The organism is Enterobacter wuhouensis (assembly GCF_035835995.1).
GTDB classification, from domain to species: domain Bacteria; phylum Pseudomonadota; class Gammaproteobacteria; order Enterobacterales; family Enterobacteriaceae; genus Enterobacter; species Enterobacter wuhouensis.
The window spans coordinates 1,961,187-1,978,221 of the sequence record NZ_CP142124.1; the positions used below are offsets into that span (position 1 = coordinate 1,961,187).

General features: G+C 54.0%; 17 protein-coding genes. 11 read left to right on the forward strand and 6 right to left on the reverse strand.

All coding sequences use genetic code 11. The features are described from left to right. Positions 1–3 precede the first annotated feature (3 nt). The 3 genes from astE to ves all read left to right on the forward strand — a co-directional run bounded on the left by astE (position 4) and on the right by ves (position 2,654). On the forward strand, positions 4–966 hold the full coding sequence (gene astE / locus VPX56_RS09360) for a succinylglutamate desuccinylase (RefSeq protein WP_326471309.1): 963 nt from the start codon (positions 4–6) through the stop codon (positions 964–966). A gap of 342 nt (positions 967–1,308) precedes the next feature. Further along, positions 1,309–1,800 (forward strand): ATP-independent periplasmic protein-refolding chaperone Spy, encoded by a 492-nt coding sequence (gene spy / locus VPX56_RS09365; RefSeq protein ID WP_326471311.1) that lies wholly within the window; start codon positions 1,309–1,311, stop codon positions 1,798–1,800. A gap of 296 nt (positions 1,801–2,096) precedes the next feature. After that, the gene (ves, locus tag VPX56_RS09370) at positions 2,097–2,654 is read left to right on the forward strand and encodes an environmental stress-induced protein Ves (RefSeq protein WP_131634516.1); all 558 of its coding nucleotides are present in this window, start codon (positions 2,097–2,099) and stop codon (positions 2,652–2,654) included. On the opposite strand, the gene cho is transcribed toward ves, so the two are convergent. Together cho and nadE are read right to left on the reverse strand one after the other, a co-directional pair. Further along, on the reverse strand, positions 2,632–3,510 hold the full coding sequence (gene cho, locus VPX56_RS09375; RefSeq protein ID WP_263609297.1) for an excinuclease Cho: 879 nt from the start codon (positions 3,508–3,510) through the stop codon (positions 2,632–2,634). The two genes, ves and cho, sit on opposite strands and share 23 nt — an antisense overlap. Positions 3,511–3,658: 148 nt before the next feature. Next, positions 3,659–4,483, reverse strand: a complete 825-nt coding sequence (gene nadE, locus VPX56_RS09380; protein WP_131634377.1) for an ammonia-dependent NAD(+) synthetase — start codon at positions 4,481–4,483, stop codon at positions 3,659–3,661. A gap of 231 nt (positions 4,484–4,714) precedes the next feature. Between nadE and osmE the strand changes: the two genes are divergently transcribed. The 7 genes from osmE (at position 4,715) to chbG (ending at position 10,566) form a co-directional block, all read left to right on the forward strand. Continuing rightward, positions 4,715–5,059, forward strand: coding sequence for an osmotically-inducible lipoprotein OsmE (osmE, locus tag VPX56_RS09385; protein ID WP_010430142.1), 345 nt, complete (start codon positions 4,715–4,717; stop codon positions 5,057–5,059). 281 nt (positions 5,060–5,340) lie between these two features. Next, positions 5,341–5,658, forward strand: a complete 318-nt coding sequence (gene chbB, locus VPX56_RS09390; protein WP_032677965.1) for a PTS N,N'-diacetylchitobiose transporter subunit IIB — start codon at positions 5,341–5,343, stop codon at positions 5,656–5,658. Positions 5,659–5,738: 80 nt separating this feature from the next. Next, entirely contained in the window at positions 5,739–7,097 is a 1,359-nt protein-coding gene (chbC, locus tag VPX56_RS09395; protein WP_010430146.1) for a PTS N,N'-diacetylchitobiose transporter subunit IIC, read from the forward strand. Between the two features lie 46 nt (positions 7,098–7,143). Continuing rightward, entirely contained in the window at positions 7,144–7,491 is a 348-nt protein-coding gene (gene chbA / locus VPX56_RS09400; RefSeq protein WP_131634378.1) for a PTS N,N'-diacetylchitobiose transporter subunit IIA, read from the forward strand. 29 nt (positions 7,492–7,520) lie between these two features. Continuing rightward, complete coding sequence (gene chbR, locus VPX56_RS09405) at positions 7,521–8,339, forward strand: transcriptional regulator ChbR (protein WP_326471319.1); 819 nt, start codon at positions 7,521–7,523, stop codon at positions 8,337–8,339. 110 nt (positions 8,340–8,449) lie between these two features. Next, positions 8,450–9,805: a 6-phospho-beta-glucosidase gene (locus tag VPX56_RS09410; protein ID WP_131634380.1), complete on the forward strand. Its 1,356-nt coding sequence runs from the start codon at positions 8,450–8,452 to the stop codon at positions 9,803–9,805. Between the two features lie 11 nt (positions 9,806–9,816). Beyond that, positions 9,817–10,566 (forward strand): chitin disaccharide deacetylase, encoded by a 750-nt coding sequence (gene chbG / locus VPX56_RS09415; RefSeq protein ID WP_326471322.1) that lies wholly within the window; start codon positions 9,817–9,819, stop codon positions 10,564–10,566. A gap of 90 nt (positions 10,567–10,656) precedes the next feature. Here the strand turns inward: chbG and katE are convergent, their stop codons facing one another. Next, positions 10,657–12,906 carry a catalase HPII gene (katE, locus tag VPX56_RS09420; RefSeq protein WP_326471324.1) on the reverse strand — a complete coding sequence of 750 codons (2,250 nt, stop codon included), beginning with the start codon at positions 12,904–12,906 and terminating at the stop codon, positions 10,657–10,659. Between the two features lie 203 nt (positions 12,907–13,109). On the opposite strand from katE, the gene cedA reads away from it, so the two are divergent. After that, complete coding sequence (cedA, locus tag VPX56_RS09425) at positions 13,110–13,349, forward strand: cell division activator CedA (RefSeq protein WP_207389451.1); 240 nt, start codon at positions 13,110–13,112, stop codon at positions 13,347–13,349. A 52-nt stretch (positions 13,350–13,401) separates the two neighbouring features. Here cedA and VPX56_RS09430 read toward each other — a convergent pair. The 3 genes from VPX56_RS09430 to VPX56_RS09440 form a co-directional block, all read right to left on the reverse strand. Further along, positions 13,402–14,759, reverse strand: a protein-coding gene (locus tag VPX56_RS09430) for an IS3 family transposase (protein WP_326471326.1) whose coding sequence is annotated in 2 segments (ribosomal slippage) — positions 13,402–14,297 and positions 14,297–14,759 — 1,359 coding nt in all. Because the reading frame shifts where the segments join, the coding sequence is not laid out codon by codon here. Between the two features lie 81 nt (positions 14,760–14,840). Further along, positions 14,841–16,232 (reverse strand): L-cystine transporter, encoded by a 1,392-nt coding sequence (locus tag VPX56_RS09435; protein WP_131634384.1) that lies wholly within the window; start codon positions 16,230–16,232, stop codon positions 14,841–14,843. 127 nt (positions 16,233–16,359) lie between these two features. Beyond that, complete coding sequence (locus VPX56_RS09440) at positions 16,360–16,950, reverse strand: metal-dependent hydrolase (RefSeq protein WP_131634385.1); 591 nt, start codon at positions 16,948–16,950, stop codon at positions 16,360–16,362. Positions 16,951–17,035 lie beyond the last annotated feature (85 nt).

The following is a 17,035-nucleotide window of genomic DNA, read 5'->3' on the forward strand; positions in this document are numbered from 1 at the left end:
AAAATGGAAAATTTACTGGCGCTGACGCTGGCGGATAACGCCCCTGAACAGCGCGAGGGCGACGGCCCCTCGTTCCACTGGCGGTGGCTGGGGCGCGGCGTACTGGAGCTGACGCCGTTTACGGCAACCGGGATGTCGCTCCTGCTCTCTACCGGCATTCACGGCAACGAAACGGCCCCCGTGGAAATTGTCGACCTGCTGCTGCGGGCGCTGTATCACGGGGATATTGCACTGCGTTGCAGGGTGCTGGTGGTGCTGGGGAATCCGCCCGCGCTGGCGCAGAACAAACGCTACCTGACGAGCGACATTAACCGAATGTTCGGCGGTCGCTGGGCGCAGTTCCCGGAATGTGAGGAAACGGCGCGGGCGCGGTGGCTGGAAAGCGCGGTGGAAACGTTTTTTGATGCCGCGGGTAAAAGCCGCTGGCATCTGGATCTGCATACGGCGATCCGCGCCTCTTACCACGTGCGCTTCGGCGTGCTGCCGCAGCGTAATCAGCCGTGGGACGAAGATTTTCTGACCTGGCTCGGCGATGCGGGGCTGGAGGCGCTGGTATTTCATCAGGCGCCCGGCGGCACGTTTACCCATTTTACCTGTGAATATTTTGGGGCATTAGCCTGCACGCTGGAGCTGGGAAAAGCGCTGCCGTTCGGACAGAACGATCTCGCGCGCTTTGCGCCGACGCACGCTGCGCTTCGAGCCCTGCTGGCGGGCACGACCCCAGACTACGCCCATGGGGCCGTCGAGCGTTATCGGGTTGTGCAGCAGATCACGCGACGCAGCGATGCGTTTCGCCTACACATGGCAGCGCACACGCTAAACTTCACGCCGTTTCGTCAGGGGGTATTGCTGGCGGAAGATGGGGAGGAGCGTTACGAGGTGCAGAAAACCACGGAATATGTTCTTTTCCCTAACCCGACGGTGGCATTTGGCCTGCGGGCGGGGCTGATGCTGGAAAAAATGTGATGACAGCATCCCCTTTCGACACCTGAGAGGGGATGCCGGTAAATTATTTTCTTAGCGATTAGCGCGGTTACGCTTCTTTTGCAGAATATTCCTGGTTAACTGCTTTATTATTAAACGCCACCTGGTTATACTTCTTCATAATCTCTTTAAAATCATCTTGTTGTATATTCTTGTTTCAACTCTCCACGTTTTTTCCTTAATTTCTTCACATTTGGCGAAAATGTGTTTTTTACACTTTCATTGTTTTACCGTTGCTCTGACTAATTGACGATAAACCCCGTAAAGTTAATATCGTCAACACGGCATAGCGCCGAAGAATAACTGAAAGTAAGGAAATACATTATGCGTAAATTAACTGCACTGTTTGTTGCTTCTACCCTGGCTCTGGGCGCTACCGGCATGGCGTTCGCCGCAGATACCGCAACCACGACTGCCGCACCTGCTGAAGGCAAAATGATGATGCATCATAAAGGCAAGCCGGGTATGCATCACGACATGATGTTCAAAGACCTGAACCTCACCGACGCGCAGAAGCAGCAGGTTCGCGACATCATGAAAAGCCAACGCGACCAGATGAAGCGTCCACCGCTGGAAGAACGCCGCGCGATGCATGACATCATCGCCAGCGACAGCTTCGATAAAGCGAAGGCTGAAGCGCAGATCGACAAAATGGCCGAGCAGCACAAAGCCGGTATGCTGGCCCGCATGGAAACCCAGAATAAGATCTACAACATTCTGACCCCTGAACAGAAAAAACAGTTTAATGCCAATTTTGAGAAGCGTCTGACAGAACGTCCGGCGCCGGAAGGTAAAATGCCAGCACCAGCCGAATAATCGGTTCACGCTCTTAAGACCGCCGGGATCCTGTTCACATAAGCGAAAACGCTGTGGACAGGACCGGCGGTTTTTCTTTCATCCCCCCTTGTATGCCGCCGCCAGCGCGGTATTCTCCTGTGGTCGCTTCAGAGAATGTTTAGCAGAGTCAGGCGGTTATATTTTTTTCAACGCCCTGCTAAGGCCTGCCCGTTCTGCTGCCGATAATACGTCTGAGATTACCTAACCATAACAATCGAGACTGCAGCGGTGCGATCCCGTTGCTCTGGCGCCTGTTGCGCCCTTCAGGAGTGATGATGGAGTTCTTTGATATCCGTAAAATGCCGGTCAGCCTCTGGCGCAACGGCGCTGGCGAGACGCGCGAAATTTGTTGTTTTCCTCCGGCGACGCGCGATTTTTCCTGGCGCGCCAGTATTGCTTCCATCGCCAGCAACGGTGAATTCTCGTCTTTCCCGGGCGTAGACCGGGTGATTACGCTGCTGGAAGGGGGCGAGGTGACGCTGGATGCGGGTAAAACGTTTTGCCATACCCTGAAGCACCATCAGCCTTACAGTTTTACTGGCGAAGTGCCGGTAAAAGCGCTGCTTACCGATGGAAAAATGTCGATGGATTTCAACGTGATGACCCGACGCGAGCACTGTCAGGCAAAGGTTCGGGTGGCGGATCGAACCTTTACCACCTTTGGCTCGCGCGGCGGCGTGGTTTACGTCCTGAGCGGCGCGTGGCAGCTCGGTGAAAAACTGCTGACGGCCGATCAGGGAGCCTGCTGGGAAGAGGGAACCCACACCCTTCGCTTGCTGGAAAGCGTGGGTACCCTGCTATTTGGCGAAATTAAGTGGCTGCCGGGTCACTGAGTGGAATGATTTCGTACTCGCCGGTCAACAGAGGCTTACAGAGTATTTTATAGCCGTCCTGATCGAATCCGGCGGGTGCGCGAAGCAGGCTGGCGGCATCGTCTATGCGATCAACTGCCCCCAGCCAGAGCCAGTTATGAATAATATGATAGTGCGTCATACCCTCTCTGCTCTCTTTCAGCGCCACGGCGCTTTCCCACGGCCAGCAGTTAACGCTGATGGAGGCAAGCCCGGCCAGAAGTCGCGCATGGTGCGCGTCGATACTCTCTTTCCCGCAGCATGCTCCGGCGCAGCGCTTCAGCGCCGAGCGGAAACAGGCGCGTCCGCGCGTTGTGGCCTCAAGCCCCAGCAGGGTATAGCAAAGCTGTAATTCGTCAGCCAGCGTTTGTAACGTCTGCAGCGCGGCGCGCTTGTTGGCAAACAGGCCGTACAGATTGGGTTCACGAGAAAAATCGACTTCGCGCGCGTAGACCACCTGAGGCTTACCGGCGTTAATCTGCAGCGAGCAGAGCTGGCGGTTACGGCGTAAGCGCTTATTGAACAGCGGCTGCTGTTCTTTGATCAGCCGGGCTTCCAGCAGCAGCGCGCCCAGCTCGCCCGCGGTCTGAATCCAGGTGATTCGCCGGGACTGGCGCAGCATGGCCGCTTCGTCAGGGGTTCGCAGGTGGGATAACACCCGGCTGCGGATATTGACGCTTTTGCCAATATAGAGCGGCATGGTGTCGCTCTCGCCGTGAAAGAAGTAGACGCCAGGCTGCTTAGGCAGAGCTTCAAGCCAGGGGCGAAGATGTTCGGGATATTCATAAATGGCCGCCGCTTCAAACTCCAGACGCGGGGCGGATTGACGCCTGCTCACATAGTGCTCCATGTACTGTTCAGGCATACAGTGTAGCAGGTGTGCGTTGGTTAAAAAAGAGCCGGGTGGCGGCTGCCCCTCACCCTAACCCTCTCCCCATAGGGGAGAGGGGATTGTCCACTGCTCGCATAAATTTGTGGAGATGCGTTTATTTCCAAAAATCGTCAAACACCGTAATGGGCGTGTGGCGCTTGTGCTCGGTTTTCAGATACCAGCCTTCGATAATTTTGGCGGTACCCTCATCCAGCTGTTTGCCTTCCAGATAATCATCGATATTCTCGTAGGTGACGCCCAGCGCGGCTTCATCCGGCAGGGAAGGGCGATCGTCTTCAAGATCGGCGGTCGGCGCTTTCTTATAGAGATGCTCCGGGCAACCCAGCGCCGCCAGAAGCTGTTTCCCCTGGCGCTTATTCAGGCGGAACAGGGGGTTAATGTCGGTGCCACCGTCGCCATATTTGGTGAAAAATCCGGTGAGGGCCTCAGCTGCATGATCGGTACCCACCACCACGCCCTTGGTCATCCCGGCAATGCTGTACTGCGCCTTCATGCGCTCGCGCGCTTTTTCATTGCCACGGACGAAATCGCTCAGTTCAATACCGGCTTCGCGCAGGGCCTGTTCGCTCGCCAGAACCGCACCTTTAATATTGACGGTAAGCACGCGGTCAGGCTGGATAAAGGCGATGGCGTCCTGGCAATCCTGTTCATCCGCCTGCACGCCGTAAGGTAGGCGCACGGCGATAAACTGCAGCGCGGCGTCGCCGGTCTCGTCACGTAATTCGGTAATAGCCATCTGGCTAAGCTTGCCGGCCAGCGTGGAATCCTGACCGCCGCTGATGCCCAGCACCAGCGTCTTAAGGAAAGGATTTGTTTTTAGGTAGGATTTTAGAAAATCAACGCTTCGGCGGATCTCTTCATTTGCGTCTATCGCGGGCTTCGCGCCCAGCGCCTGAATAATCTCGTGTTGCAGAGCCATTACGCCCTCCATATGCAGAATCAAACAAAACGTGTCATCTCTTAAAACTAACCCGTTGGGGGGAAAACGACAAGGATCACAGTTTCGTGTGCGCTTATTTACGCCAATAAAGCAGCTTATCGTTGTTTTATTAGAATTTTCCGAAATTCGTCTGGCGGAACTCGCAAAGTTGAACAATAGTATTTTTTATCCCATGCTTAGATAACACGCTGATAAACAAGAGGACGGAATATGAACAAGAACGTAGCAGGAATTTTAAGCGCAGCGGCGGTACTGACTATGCTGGCAGGGTGTACGGCTTACGATCGCACCAAGGATCAGTTCACACAGCCAGTGGTTAAAGACGTCAAGAAAGGCATGACCCGTTCGCAGGTTGCTGCGATTGCCGGTAAACCTTCTTCCGAAGTGACCATGATTCATGCCAAAGGCACCTGCCAGACCTATATCCTGGGTCAACGTGATGGTAAGGCAGAGACTTACTTTGTGGCACTGGATGACACGGGACACGTGATCAACTCCGGCTACCAGACCTGTGCCGAGTACGATACCGATCCACAGGCACCTAAGGCACAGTAACCGTGCTTGCCTGAGCAGATGAAAAAACCGGCCCGAGCGCCGGTTTTTTTATGCCTGCCTGAATCTTATTTCTTTGCGCGAATTATTTGCCCGAAATGTGAAGGTAGTCAACAAGCCAGGTCAATGAGAGACAATTTGTGTCTGTTCAGAATTATCCCCTCCTTGTACCATTGCGTATACTCACTTCAACGACAAACAATGTTAAGCAAACTGCCCGTCAGCCGGGATAGCAAGTCGAGTGATAGCGCGACGGCGGGTGGTCATACAAGAGGGAAGTTACTATGGAAAAGAAACATATTTATCTGTTCTGTTCTGCGGGCATGTCAACCTCACTGTTGGTTTCCAAGATGCGTGCGCAGGCCGAAAAGTATGAAGTCCCTGTGGTGATTGAAGCGTTTCCTGAGACGCTGGCGGGCGAAAAGGGCCAGACGGCCGATGTCGTATTGTTGGGGCCGCAGATCGCTTACATGTTGCCAGAAATTCAACGTCTGTTACCGAATAAACCGGTCGAAGTGATCGACTCGGCGCTGTACGGCAAGATCGATGGTTTAGGTGTATTGAAAGCTGCTGTCGCAGCAATTAAAAAAGCTGCTAATTAATTTTTTATTTTTCCCGTCAAAGAGTTATTTCACACACAATACGCCGTAACCTGAGTTGCGGCTTTTAAGGGTATTTTCCTATGAGTAAAGTCATCGCTTCACTTGAAAAGGTACTCCTTCCTTTTGCTGTTAAAATAGGAAAGCAGCCTCACGTTAATGCCATCAAAAACGGCTTTATTAAATTAATGCCGTTAACGCTGGCCGGGGCAATGTTCGTTTTAATTAACAACGTTTTTCTGAGCTTTGGTGAAGGTTCCTTCTTTTATTCATTAGGAATTCGGTTAGACGCTTCCACTATTGAAACTCTTAACGGTCTTAAAGCCATCGGCGGCAATGTATACAACGGAACGTTGGGTATTATGTCGCTGATGGCGCCTTTCTTTATCGGGATGGCGCTGGCAGAAGAACGTAAAGTGGACCCGCTGGCTGCGGGATTATTATCCGTGGCCGCTTTTATGACCGTGACGCCTTATAGCGTCGGTGAAGCGTATGCTGTCGGCGCCAACTGGTTGGGTGGAGCAAACATTATTTCTGGTATTGTTATCGGGTTAGTGGTTGCTGAAATGTTTACCTTTATTATTCGTCGCAACTGGGTTATCCGCCTGCCGGATAGCGTACCGGCGTCCGTTTCTCGTTCATTTTCCGCGTTGATTCCAGGCTTCATAATTCTTTCCATCATGGGGATTATTGCCTGGGCGCTCTCTCACTGGGGTACTAACTTCCACCAGATCATCATGGACTCCATCTCTACGCCGCTGGCGTCGATGGGTGGCGTGGTCGGGTGGGCGTATGTCATCTTTACCTCCCTGCTGTGGTTCTTCGGCGTGCATGGTTCACTGGCACTGGCGGCGCTGGACAGCGGTATCATGACCCCGTGGGCACTGGAAAACGTTGCGCTCTACCAGCAGTATGGCTCCGTTGATGCGGCGCTGGCAGCCGGTAAAACCTTCCATGTGTGGGCGAAGCCGATGCTTGACTCCTATATCTTCCTGGGCGGTACCGGGGCGACGCTGGGTCTGATCATCGCGGTCTTTATTGTTTCTCGTCGCGCTGACCACCGTCAGGTGGCGAAGCTGGCGCTGCCGTCGGGTATCTTCCAGATTAACGAACCGATTCTGTTTGGTCTGCCAATCATCATGAACCCGGTCATGTTCATTCCATTCATCCTGGTTCAGCCGCTGCTGGCGGCGATTACCCTGACCGCGTACTACCTGGGCATTATTCCGCCGGTGACTAACATTGCACCCTGGACAATGCCGGCCGGTCTGGGGGCGTTCTTTAACACCAACGGTAGCGTAGCCGCCTTCCTGCTGGCGATATTCAACCTCGGGATTGCAACGCTGCTCTACATGCCGTTCGTGGCGATTGCGAACAAAGCGGCAACGGTTATCGATGAAGAAGAGAGCGAAGAGGATATCGCCCTCGCACTGAAATTCTAAATTGCACGGCGCGGGGCAGCCCGCGCCGGCCAAAAGGAGCGTAAAGATGTTAGATTTGGACAGTATCGTCGCAGAAGAGACGGAAGAGAACGACCTGGAAGAGGTGGTGATGGGGCTTATCATCAACTCCGGACAGGCCCGCAGCTTGGCCTATGCCGCGCTGAAGCAGGCCAAGCAGGGCGATTTCGCCGCTGCGAAAACCATGATGGATCAGTCCCGCACCGCGCTGAACGAAGCGCACCTGGTACAGACTAAGCTGATTGAAGGTGACCAGGGGGAAGGGAAGATGAAGGTTAGCCTGGTGCTGGTGCATGCCCAGGATCACCTGATGACCTCGATGCTGGCACGCGAGCTGGTGGCAGAGCTTATCGAGCTTCACGAGAAAATGCAGTAACTCAGATTCAGCAGCAGGAGGTCAGCACGATGGAAATTAAAACCGCACTTGAGCAGCAGCTGTTTAATGGCAAAAATTTTCACGTGGTTATTTACAACAAGACGGAGAGCGCCAGCGGTCTGCACCAGCATGACTACTACGAGTTCACGATTGTTCTGACCGGCCGCTACTACCAGGAGATTAACGGCAAGCGCGTCCTGCTGGAGCGCGGTGATTTTGTCTTCCTGCCGATGGGGTCCTATCACCAGAGCTTTTACGAATTTGGCGCCACGCGCATTCTTAACGTTGGCGTCAGTAAACGCTTCTTTGAGAAGCACTACCTGCCGCTGGTACCGTTCTGCTTTGTGGCGTCTCAGGTGTATCGCGTCAAAAACGAGTTTATGACCTGGATCGAAACGGTGATTGCCTCGCTTAACTTTCGCGATAATGAATTCGATGAATTTATTGAAACCGTGACGTTCTACGTGATGAACCGCCTTCGCCATCATCGCGAAGAGCAGCAGGTGAGCGACGATATTCCTCAATGGCTGCGCGGTACCGTTGAAATGATGCATGACAAATGCCAGTTCAGCGATAATGCGCTGGAAAATATGGTGGCACTCTCCGGTAAATCACAGGAATATCTCACCCGCGCGACTCAACGCTATTACCGTAAAACGCCTGTGCAAATTATTAATGAGATCCGCATTAACTTTGCTAAAAAACAGCTGGAAATTACGAACTACTCTGTAACGGATATTGCTTACGAGTCGGGTTACAGCAGCCCCAGCCTGTTTATTAAGACCTTTAAGAAATTTACCTCATTCACACCGAGCAGTTACCGGAAGAATTTAACGGTAATTAATTAACTTTCGGCGGATGACCCGCCACAAATATTGACGTAATTGCTTGCCCAAATAGCGGGAAGAGAACGCTACACTTTGCAGGCGGTTAACCTGATACGCTAAGGGAGATATTTATGCAACAGAAATTAAAAGTCGTAACCATTGGCGGCGGCAGCAGCTATACCCCGGAATTACTGGAAGGTTTTCTGAAACGTTATCATGAATTGCCGGTCAGCGAACTATGGCTGGTGGACGTGGAGGAAGGCCAGGAGAAGCTGAATATTATCTTCGATCTTTGCCAGCGTATGGTTGCAAAAGCCGGCGTGCCGTTAACCGTGCACAAAACGCTGGATCGCCGCCTGGCGCTGAAGGATGCCGATTTCGTCACCACGCAGCTGCGCGTTGGCCAGCTGAAGGCGCGTGAACTCGACGAGCGTATTCCGCTGAGCCACGGCTATCTGGGCCAGGAAACCAACGGCGCGGGCGGCCTGTTTAAAGGTCTGCGTACCATTCCGGTCATTTTTGACATCATCAAGGACGTGGAGGAGATTTGCCCGAACGCGTGGGTGATTAACTTCACCAACCCGGCGGGGATGGTCACCGAGGCGGTTTACCGTCATACCGGTTTTAAACGCTTCATCGGGGTATGCAATATTCCGATCGGCATGAAGATGTTTATCCGCGACGTGCTGGAGCTGAAGGATAACGACGAACTCTCCATCGACCTGTTCGGCCTCAACCACATGGTATTTATCAAAGATGTGATTGTGAACGGTAAATCGCGCTTTGACGAGCTGCTCGACGGCGTTGCGTCTGGCCGCCTGACCGCTGCGTCGGTGAAAAATATCTTTGACCTGCCGTTCAGTGAAGGGCTGATCCGCTCCCTGAACCTGCTGCCATGCTCGTATCTGCTCTACTACTTCAAGCAGAAAGAGATGCTGGCGATTGAAATGGGCGAGTACTATAAGGGCGGCGCGCGCGCGCAGGTGGTGCAGAAGGTTGAAAAACAGCTCTTTGATTTGTATAAAGATCCAAACCTGAACGTCAAACCAAAAGAGCTGGAGCAGCGCGGCGGGGCGTACTATTCGGACGCGGCGTGCGAAGTGATTAACGCTATTTACAACGACAAGCAGGCCGAGCACTACGTCAACGTGCCGCATCACGGGCACATCGACAATATTCCGGCGGACTGGGCCGTTGAGATGACCTGCATTCTGGGCCGCGATGGCGCAAAACCGCACCCGCGCATTACGCACTTTGATGACAAAGTGATGGGCCTGATCCACACCATCAAAGGCTTTGAAGTGGCGGCAAGCAACGCGGCGCTGAGCGGCGAGCTGAATGACGTGCTTCTCGCCCTGAACCTCAGCCCGCTGGTGCATTCCGATCGTGATGCAGAACGGCTGGCGAGCGAGATGATTCTGGCGCACGAAAAGTGGCTGCCGAATTTTGCCGCAACGGTTGAGACGCTGAAGTTCAAACAGCATTAAGAGGACGCGCGATGGAAAACCTGCTGATCGTAAATGCCGATGATTTTGGCCTGTCGAAGGGGCAGAACTACGGCATCATTGAAGCCTGCCGTCGGGGCGTGGTGACGTCAACAACGGCACTGATTAACGGTGAAGCCATTGAACATGCCGCGCAATTGAGCCAGGAAGTGCCTGCGCTGGGCGTGGGGATGCACTTTGTGCTCACGCTTGGTGCACCGCTTTCCTCAATGCCCGGCCTGACGCGCGACGGCCAGCTGGGAAAATGGATTTGGGAACAGGCAGAGCAGGACGCGCTGCCGCTCGACGAGATTGCCCGCGAGCTGGACTGTCAGTTCAACCGCTTCGTGGATGTTTTTGGTCGTGAGCCTACGCATATCGACAGCCATCACCATGTGCATATGATCCCGGCGATTTTCCCGATTGTCGCGGAATTTGCAAAGCGTAAAGGGGTGGCGATGCGAGTGGATCCTGAGGTGCGCGGACTGCCGGACTGCGCGGTGAAGTCAACCGAAGGGTTCAGCAGCGCGTTTTACGGCGACGAAATCGACGAAGCGCTGTTCCTGAAGGTGCTTGATGATTCCGCCGCGCGTGGTGAAACGTCACTCGAAGTGATGGCGCACCCGGCGTTTGTCGATAACATCGTGCGGAAAAGTGCCTACTGCTGGCCGCGTCTGGCCGAGCTGGAGGTGCTGACGTCGGCGTCGCTCAAGTATGCGATTGCCGAGCGCGGGTATCGGTTGGGGACGTTTGGGGATCTGTAAGAGGTGCCGGGTGGCGGCTTCGCCTTACCCGGCCTACGTTTCCGCAGATTTTGTAGGCCCGGTAAGGCGAAGCCGCCACCGGGCATTATTTTACGCCGGTATCCGATCGATCTTACTGCTGCGCGACCACACGCGGTGCGCGGCGAGTAAATCAAACAGCTTCGTCATAAAGGCATCGTCAACGTTGTCACCTTCAACAATACCGTCCTCACCCTGATCGGCTACCTTCAGCTGCGCCTTAAACTGTCGCGCGTCGCCTGCCAGGGCAATAGGCTTCAGGTGCTTATAGGCTTCCAGCAGATAATAGACGGCGTCACCGTTGTTCAGCAGGCTGTCGATATCCCCGCACGGCACAATCACCGCATCCACGGTCAGCGATGGCGCTCCGGCAAAGGTGGCGGCAACAGGCAGTACCGAACCATCGTCAGCTGTGACTTCGCCCATGCGAGAATAAAGGAGCTTCGCGTGCACGCCCTGGGTTTTCAGCGCCTGCATAATGCCCAGCACGTCGCTGGCGCGGGTTTTATCGTTCAGCAGGATCGCGACCACGCGGCCCTTAATTGAGCCGCCCGGAACCGCGTACAGGCTCAGGGATGGGTCCTTCTTCAGCCCGTTAACATCCTTCGGCGGGGCCGCATTGCGCTGTTCGTCGGTCAGCGTGATGCCGAGGTTATCAGCAACGCTCTGCGCAAGCTGGATATCGATATACGCCAGCTGGTCGACAACGCGCTCACGGATATAGGTCCGCACCACTTTGCTTAGCTCGAAGCTAAAGCCGCCGATGATGTGCTGTTGTTCAATCGGGGTCTGGCTGTTCCAGAAGAGGCGAGGATGGGCGTAATATTCATCAAACGACGGGCTGCGCTCGCGAATTTTGGTGCCTTCAACGCGTTCCTGATACGATTCAAATCCGCCGCGCTTCGGCGAAGGCGGCGTCTCGCGAGGCCAGTTGTCATTGATTGAGTTGGGCTCGTAGTTTGCCGGGTTGGTGTCGATATCCTGACGATGCATCCCGTCGCGCTGGAAGTTGTGGTACGGGCAGGTAGGGCGGTTAATCGGGATTTCGTGGAAGTTTGGTCCACCGAGGCGGCTGATCTGCGTATCGGTGTAGGAGAACAGACGGCCCTGCAAAAGCGGATCGTTGGTGAAGTCCAGACCGGGAACGATGTGGCCTGGATGGAACGCGACCTGTTCGTTCTCGGCAAAGAAGTTATCCGGGTTGCGGTTGAGCACCATTTTGCCGACCAGCTGAACCGGCACCAGCTCCTCAGGAATGAGTTTGGTCGGATCGAGCAGATCGAAGTCGAACTTGAACTCGTCCTCCTCCGGGATCAGCTGTAGCCCAAGCTCGTACTCAGGAAAATCCCCGGCTTCGATGGATTCCCACAGCTCGCGGCGGTGGAAGTCCGGATCGCGCCCGGTTAGCTTCTGGGCTTCATCCCATACCAGCGAGGCTTTACCCGCCACCGGCTTCCAGTGGAAGCGCACGAAGGTTGCTTTGCCCTCGGCGTTAATCAGGCGGAAGGTGTGAATACCAAAGCCCTCCATGGTGCGGTAGCTGCGCGGAATGCCGCGGTCGGACATCGCCCACATCACGTTGTGCAGCGTTTCCGGCTGGAGCGACACGTAGTCCCAGAAGGTGTCGTGCGCGCTTTGGCCCTGCGGTACGGCCCAGTGAGGCTCCGGTTTTACCGCATGGACAAAGTCAGGGAATTTATGCGCATCCTGAATAAAGAAGACCGGGGTGTTATTCCCCACCAGATCGAAAATCCCCTCGTCGGTGTAAAACTTGGTCGCGAAGCCACGGATATCGCGCACCGTGTCGGCGGAACCCGCGCCGCCCTGTACGGTAGAGAAGCGCACGAATACCGGCGTGACCTTATCCGGATCGGAAAGGAAATCGGCTTTGGTGATCGCTTTCAGGCTTTTGTAGGGCTGGAAGTAGCCGTGCGCGGCGGAACCGCGGGCGTGCACGATACGCTCCGGAATGCGCTCATGGTCAAAATGGGTGATTTTCTCCCGCAGGATAAAGTCTTCCAGCAGGGTGGGGCCGCGCGTGCCGGCGCGCAGTGAATTCTGGTCATCGGCAATGCGTACCCCCTGATTGGTGGTCAGCGCATGGCCTTCTCCGCCTTTACGGTGAGGGTCGAGAGATTTTAACTTTTCGTTCCCCGCATCGGGTGATTTAACGCTCCCCGGCGCGGTAGGTTGTTCCCCAGGAGCGGATGGGCCCGGTGATGGCTGATGAGACCCGTCAGCAGGAGCGAGTGAGTCCATTCCCGGTTGCGATTCTTCAGTGCCATGAATGGGTGATTGATGTGTTTTATCTTTGTTCGACATTGCACGATTCTCCTTGATTCATTGCTAAAAACCCTATTAAGGATAGAACAATGTCGGGAGATGGCTCGTTAACTAAGAGTTTTCACATAACACGCTTAACGAATGGAGCTATCCGACGCATGCAGAGCGCGACGTTTGAGGGCAGGATCGGCTATCATAGAATTTTCCTGCTTCAAGAATTTGCTTTAGTGAACCAGTCGCTTATGAAACCTCTTCGTCAACAAAACCGCCAGGTTATTAGCTATGTGCCCCGCGTTGAGCCCGCGCCGCCTGACCATGCCCTGAAAGTGGATGGTTTTCGCGACGTCTGGCAGCTACGGGGTAAATACGTGGCTTTTGTACTGATGGGCGAACACTTCCGCCGCTCGCCTACCTTTACGGTGCCGGAATCCGCGCAGCGGTGGGCGGCGCAGATCCGCCAGGATGAAGAAGTCGAAGAATAACAGCCATAAAAAAACCGCCTCATGAAGTGAACCCCATATATTGGACACTTTCTTAACTGGCGGCTGACATAGCCTGAGTTCGGTATTGTACTGGACTCAGGCCGTTTAGTTTTAGCTTGATTCGTTCGTTGTTGTAATAATGGATGTACTCTTCCACTACTTTTCGTAGATGGTCCGTATTTTCATACTCTTCGTGGTACCAACATTCTGTCTTCAACAGACCAAAAAAGTTTTCTATCACTGCATTGTCCTGACAGTTTCCTTTGCGCGACATGCTTTGCTCTATACCTTTAACCTTAAGCTTTTCCTGATACCGTGCCATCTGATATTGCCAGCCCTGATCAGAGTGCAGTATCGGTCTTTCATCTGGCTTTAGCCGCTGTATGGCCTTGCTGAGCATGTTGTCGACCAGGTTCATTCCCGGATGCGTCGTCATATGCCAGGCTATTATCTCGCTGTTATACAGATCCAGTACTGGTGACAAATATAGCTTTGTTCCTTTTACGTTGAACTCGGTCACGTCTGTAACCCATTTCTGGTTTGGACTGCTGGCCTTAAAATTACGAGACAGGATGTTTGGTGCGATTTTACCGTAGGTACCTTTGTATGACTGATACTTCTTGCTTCTCAGGCATGAGGCCAGCCCCATCTTACGCATCAGTTTTCGTACTGTTTTATGATTTATGCCGTAGCCTTCATTGCGCAACGCCAGGGTAATGCGGCGGTAACCATATCGTCCTTTATGATAATGAAACAGTGCGGCTATTCTTTGCTGTTCGCCCTCATAGCGCTCTCCACTGTCCTCCGCCCTAACGTGCCAGTAGTAAGTGCTGCGAGGCAATCCTGCTATATGAAGCAGCATCCTCAGGTTATGGTTTTGCCTCAATTCGGTAATTATTTTTGCTTTGTCTTCTGCTTTTCCCGAATCAAGGCCTGAAGCTTTTTTAGGTAGGCATTTTCCGCCCTCAAGTATTCAAGCTCTTCTTCAACGCTCTGAAACGCTGGAGGGGAATTTTTAAGTTTTTTATCTGACGTTTCGTTCTTACCAGACTTCACCGGACGCCCTCTGGGTTTATCTTGTAAGGCAATAACACCGCCTTCACGGTAAAGGCGCTCCCACTTGCTGACAGTATAAGCGGTTGCGATGCAAAACTCCGCCGCAGCTTTCCGGGATGACTTGTTGTGTTGCTGCATCCAGAGCACAACAGACTCTTTGAACTCAGCAGAGTAAGCTCTGGTAGGAATGGAAAAACCGTTCACCCCGTTCACTTTCCAGTGTTCAGTCCAGCGTCTGACCGCTCCGTGATCGACGCCGAACAGCCTGGCCGTTTTCTTTGCACCGTCACCACTGTTCAGATAGTGGAGAACAACTTGTTGCTTGAATTCAGATGAATATTTTTTTCTGCCCATTGAAACGCAAAACCCCTAATCGTTGGATGTCCAACTTTCGGGGTTCACTTCACTCAGGCGGTTTTTTTATTTCAACAGTGATTAACGATGCGCCAGCTCGGCATCGTCTTCACCTTCCAGAATGGCTTTGTCGGTCTGCTTCAGCCACTGGCTGGTCAGCGTACCGGCCGTCATGGAACCGCTCACGTTCAGCGCGGTACGCCCCATGTCGATCAGCGGCTCAACGGAGATCAGCAGCGCAACCAGCGTTACCGGCAGGCCCAGAGCGGGCAGGACAATCAGCGCAGCGAAGGTCGCGCCACCGCCAACACCCGCAACGCCTGCGGAACTGATGGTCACAATGCCCACCAGCGTTGCAATCCAGACCGGATCGAGCGGGTTAATCCCCACGGTTGGCGCAACCATCACCGCCAGCATCGCCGGATAGAGGCCCGCACAGCCGTTCTGACCAATGGTGGCACCAAAGGAGGCAGAGAAGCTGGCGATAGACTCCGGCACGCCCAGGCGGCGGGTCTGCGCTTCCACGTTCAGCGGAATGGAGGCTGCGCTGGAACGGCTGGTGAACGCGAAGGTCAGCACCGGCCATACCTTGCGGAAGTATTTCAGCGGGCTCACGCCGTTCACGCCCAGCAGGATACCGTGCACCACAAACATAATGCCCAGGCCCAGGTAAGAGGCAATCACGAAGCTACCCAGCTTAATGATGTCCTGCAGGTTAGAACCGGCAACCACTTTGGTCATCAGCGCCAGCACGCCGTATGGCGTCAGCTGCATCACCAGACGGACCAGCTTCATTACCCAGCTCTGCAGGGTATCGATAGCGGTGAGAACGCGTTCACCTTTCGGCGCGTCGTCTTTCAGCAGCTTCAGCGCGGCTACGCCCAGGAAGGCCGCGAAGATCACTACGCTGATGATGGAGGTTGGGCTTGCACCGGTCAGGTCAGCAAACGGATTCTTCGGAATGAAGGACAGAACCATCTGCGGAACGGTCAGGTCAGCAAGTTTACCCACGTAGTTGGTCTGAATCGCGGTGAGACGCGCCGTTTCAGCGGTCCCCTGAACCAGACCTTCGGCGGTCAGGCCAAACAGGTTGGTTACCAGCACGCCCACCAGCGCCGCAATCAGCGTGGTGAACAGCAGGGTCCCGATGGTCAGGAAGCTGATTTTACCCAGCTGGGTCGCATTATGCAGACGGGCGACGGCGCTCAGAATAGAGGCAAACACCAGCGGCATAACGATCATCTGCAGAAGCTGAACATAGCCGTTACCGACGATATTAAACCACTGAATAGAGTCTTTCAGGACCGGGTTATCTGAGCCGTAAATAGCCTGCAATGCCAGACCAAATACAACACCCATTCCCAGACCGACGAGTACTTTTTTCGCCAGGCTCCACTGTTTGTGGCGCGCCTGCGCGAGAAGCAATAGCAATACGACGAACACGACAATGTTCGCGATGAGTGGAAAATTCATCCCCGTTCTCCTGATTTATTATACGGTCGGTTTTTACCGATCCTGTTGGCGCAAGATTAGCAGAAGTGTGATGTCGCGCTTATATCCAAATGGAATGGTTTATGACAAACGGAATGATTTTGTCGGTTTACTGCTCAATCTGGTGATTAATAAAACGATTAAACTGAAACTGCAGCGAATTTATCATCTGCGATGACCAGCGCACTGCACTGTTTTCGGGCAATGTCTGCGGCATCCAGACGGCATAGGCGAAAAGCGCCATACACAATACGCGCTCCAGCTGGTTGCCTTTTTGCGGGGCAAGAATAGGGAAGCGAAAGCGCCAGCGGCAGGGCCACAGCAGCGGCACGCCCGCAGGCGTCAGCATATCGGCCAGGATATGGCTCAAATAGCCGAGCACCATTCCCTGAATGGCATCGGCCGGGACTATCCAGCTTTCAGGCACTTTCAAATAGAAAAGCGTGAGCAGGCCAAAGACGGCCAGCAGGCTATGGGTAAATCCGCGATGCCCAAACGCCCGTGCGATAGGTTTAGATATCCACTTCAGCCGCTGCCCCAGAAACGACTTGGGGTGATCGATATCGGGAAGCAGGCAGGTCAGTACGGCGGAGGGGACAATATGCCACCAATCCCCCTGCGCCAGCACAGGGGTCAGCTCAGCGTTTTTAGCAAACACTGCACAGGCAATGGAAAAAAGCAGGTGACCTTCCGCCGTCATGATTAAACCCACAAAACTGTCGATTCATACAGTATAGGGTTTTTATACAGTGCACGGAAGAGGTGACGGTGTAACTCTTTGTCAC

What these genes read in the sequence shown, in the direction of transcription:
- astE (WP_326471309.1), top strand. Translation starts at nt 4, where the DNA reads ATGGAAAATTTACTGGCGCTGACGCTGGCGGATAACGCCCCTGAACAG.
- spy (WP_326471311.1), top strand. Translation starts at nt 1,309, where the DNA reads ATGCGTAAATTAACTGCACTGTTTGTTGCTTCTACCCTGGCTCTGGGC.
- ves (WP_131634516.1), top strand. Translation starts at nt 2,097, where the DNA reads ATGGAGTTCTTTGATATCCGTAAAATGCCGGTCAGCCTCTGGCGCAAC.
- nadE (WP_131634377.1), bottom strand. Translation starts at nt 4,483, where the DNA reads ATGGCTCTGCAACACGAGATTATTCAGGCGCTGGGCGCGAAGCCCGCG.
- osmE (WP_010430142.1), top strand. Translation starts at nt 4,715, where the DNA reads ATGAACAAGAACGTAGCAGGAATTTTAAGCGCAGCGGCGGTACTGACT.
- chbB (WP_032677965.1), top strand. Translation starts at nt 5,341, where the DNA reads ATGGAAAAGAAACATATTTATCTGTTCTGTTCTGCGGGCATGTCAACC.
- chbC (WP_010430146.1), top strand. Translation starts at nt 5,739, where the DNA reads ATGAGTAAAGTCATCGCTTCACTTGAAAAGGTACTCCTTCCTTTTGCT.
- chbA (WP_131634378.1), top strand. Translation starts at nt 7,144, where the DNA reads ATGTTAGATTTGGACAGTATCGTCGCAGAAGAGACGGAAGAGAACGAC.
- chbR (WP_326471319.1), top strand. Translation starts at nt 7,521, where the DNA reads ATGGAAATTAAAACCGCACTTGAGCAGCAGCTGTTTAATGGCAAAAAT.
- VPX56_RS09410 (WP_131634380.1), top strand. Translation starts at nt 8,450, where the DNA reads ATGCAACAGAAATTAAAAGTCGTAACCATTGGCGGCGGCAGCAGCTAT.
- chbG (WP_326471322.1), top strand. Translation starts at nt 9,817, where the DNA reads ATGGAAAACCTGCTGATCGTAAATGCCGATGATTTTGGCCTGTCGAAG.
- katE (WP_326471324.1), bottom strand. Translation starts at nt 12,906, where the DNA reads ATGTCGAACAAAGATAAAACACATCAATCACCCATTCATGGCACTGAA.
- cedA (WP_207389451.1), top strand. Translation starts at nt 13,110, where the DNA reads ATGAAACCTCTTCGTCAACAAAACCGCCAGGTTATTAGCTATGTGCCC.
- VPX56_RS09435 (WP_131634384.1), bottom strand. Translation starts at nt 16,232, where the DNA reads ATGAATTTTCCACTCATCGCGAACATTGTCGTGTTCGTCGTATTGCTA.
- VPX56_RS09440 (WP_131634385.1), bottom strand. Translation starts at nt 16,950, where the DNA reads ATGACGGCGGAAGGTCACCTGCTTTTTTCCATTGCCTGTGCAGTGTTT.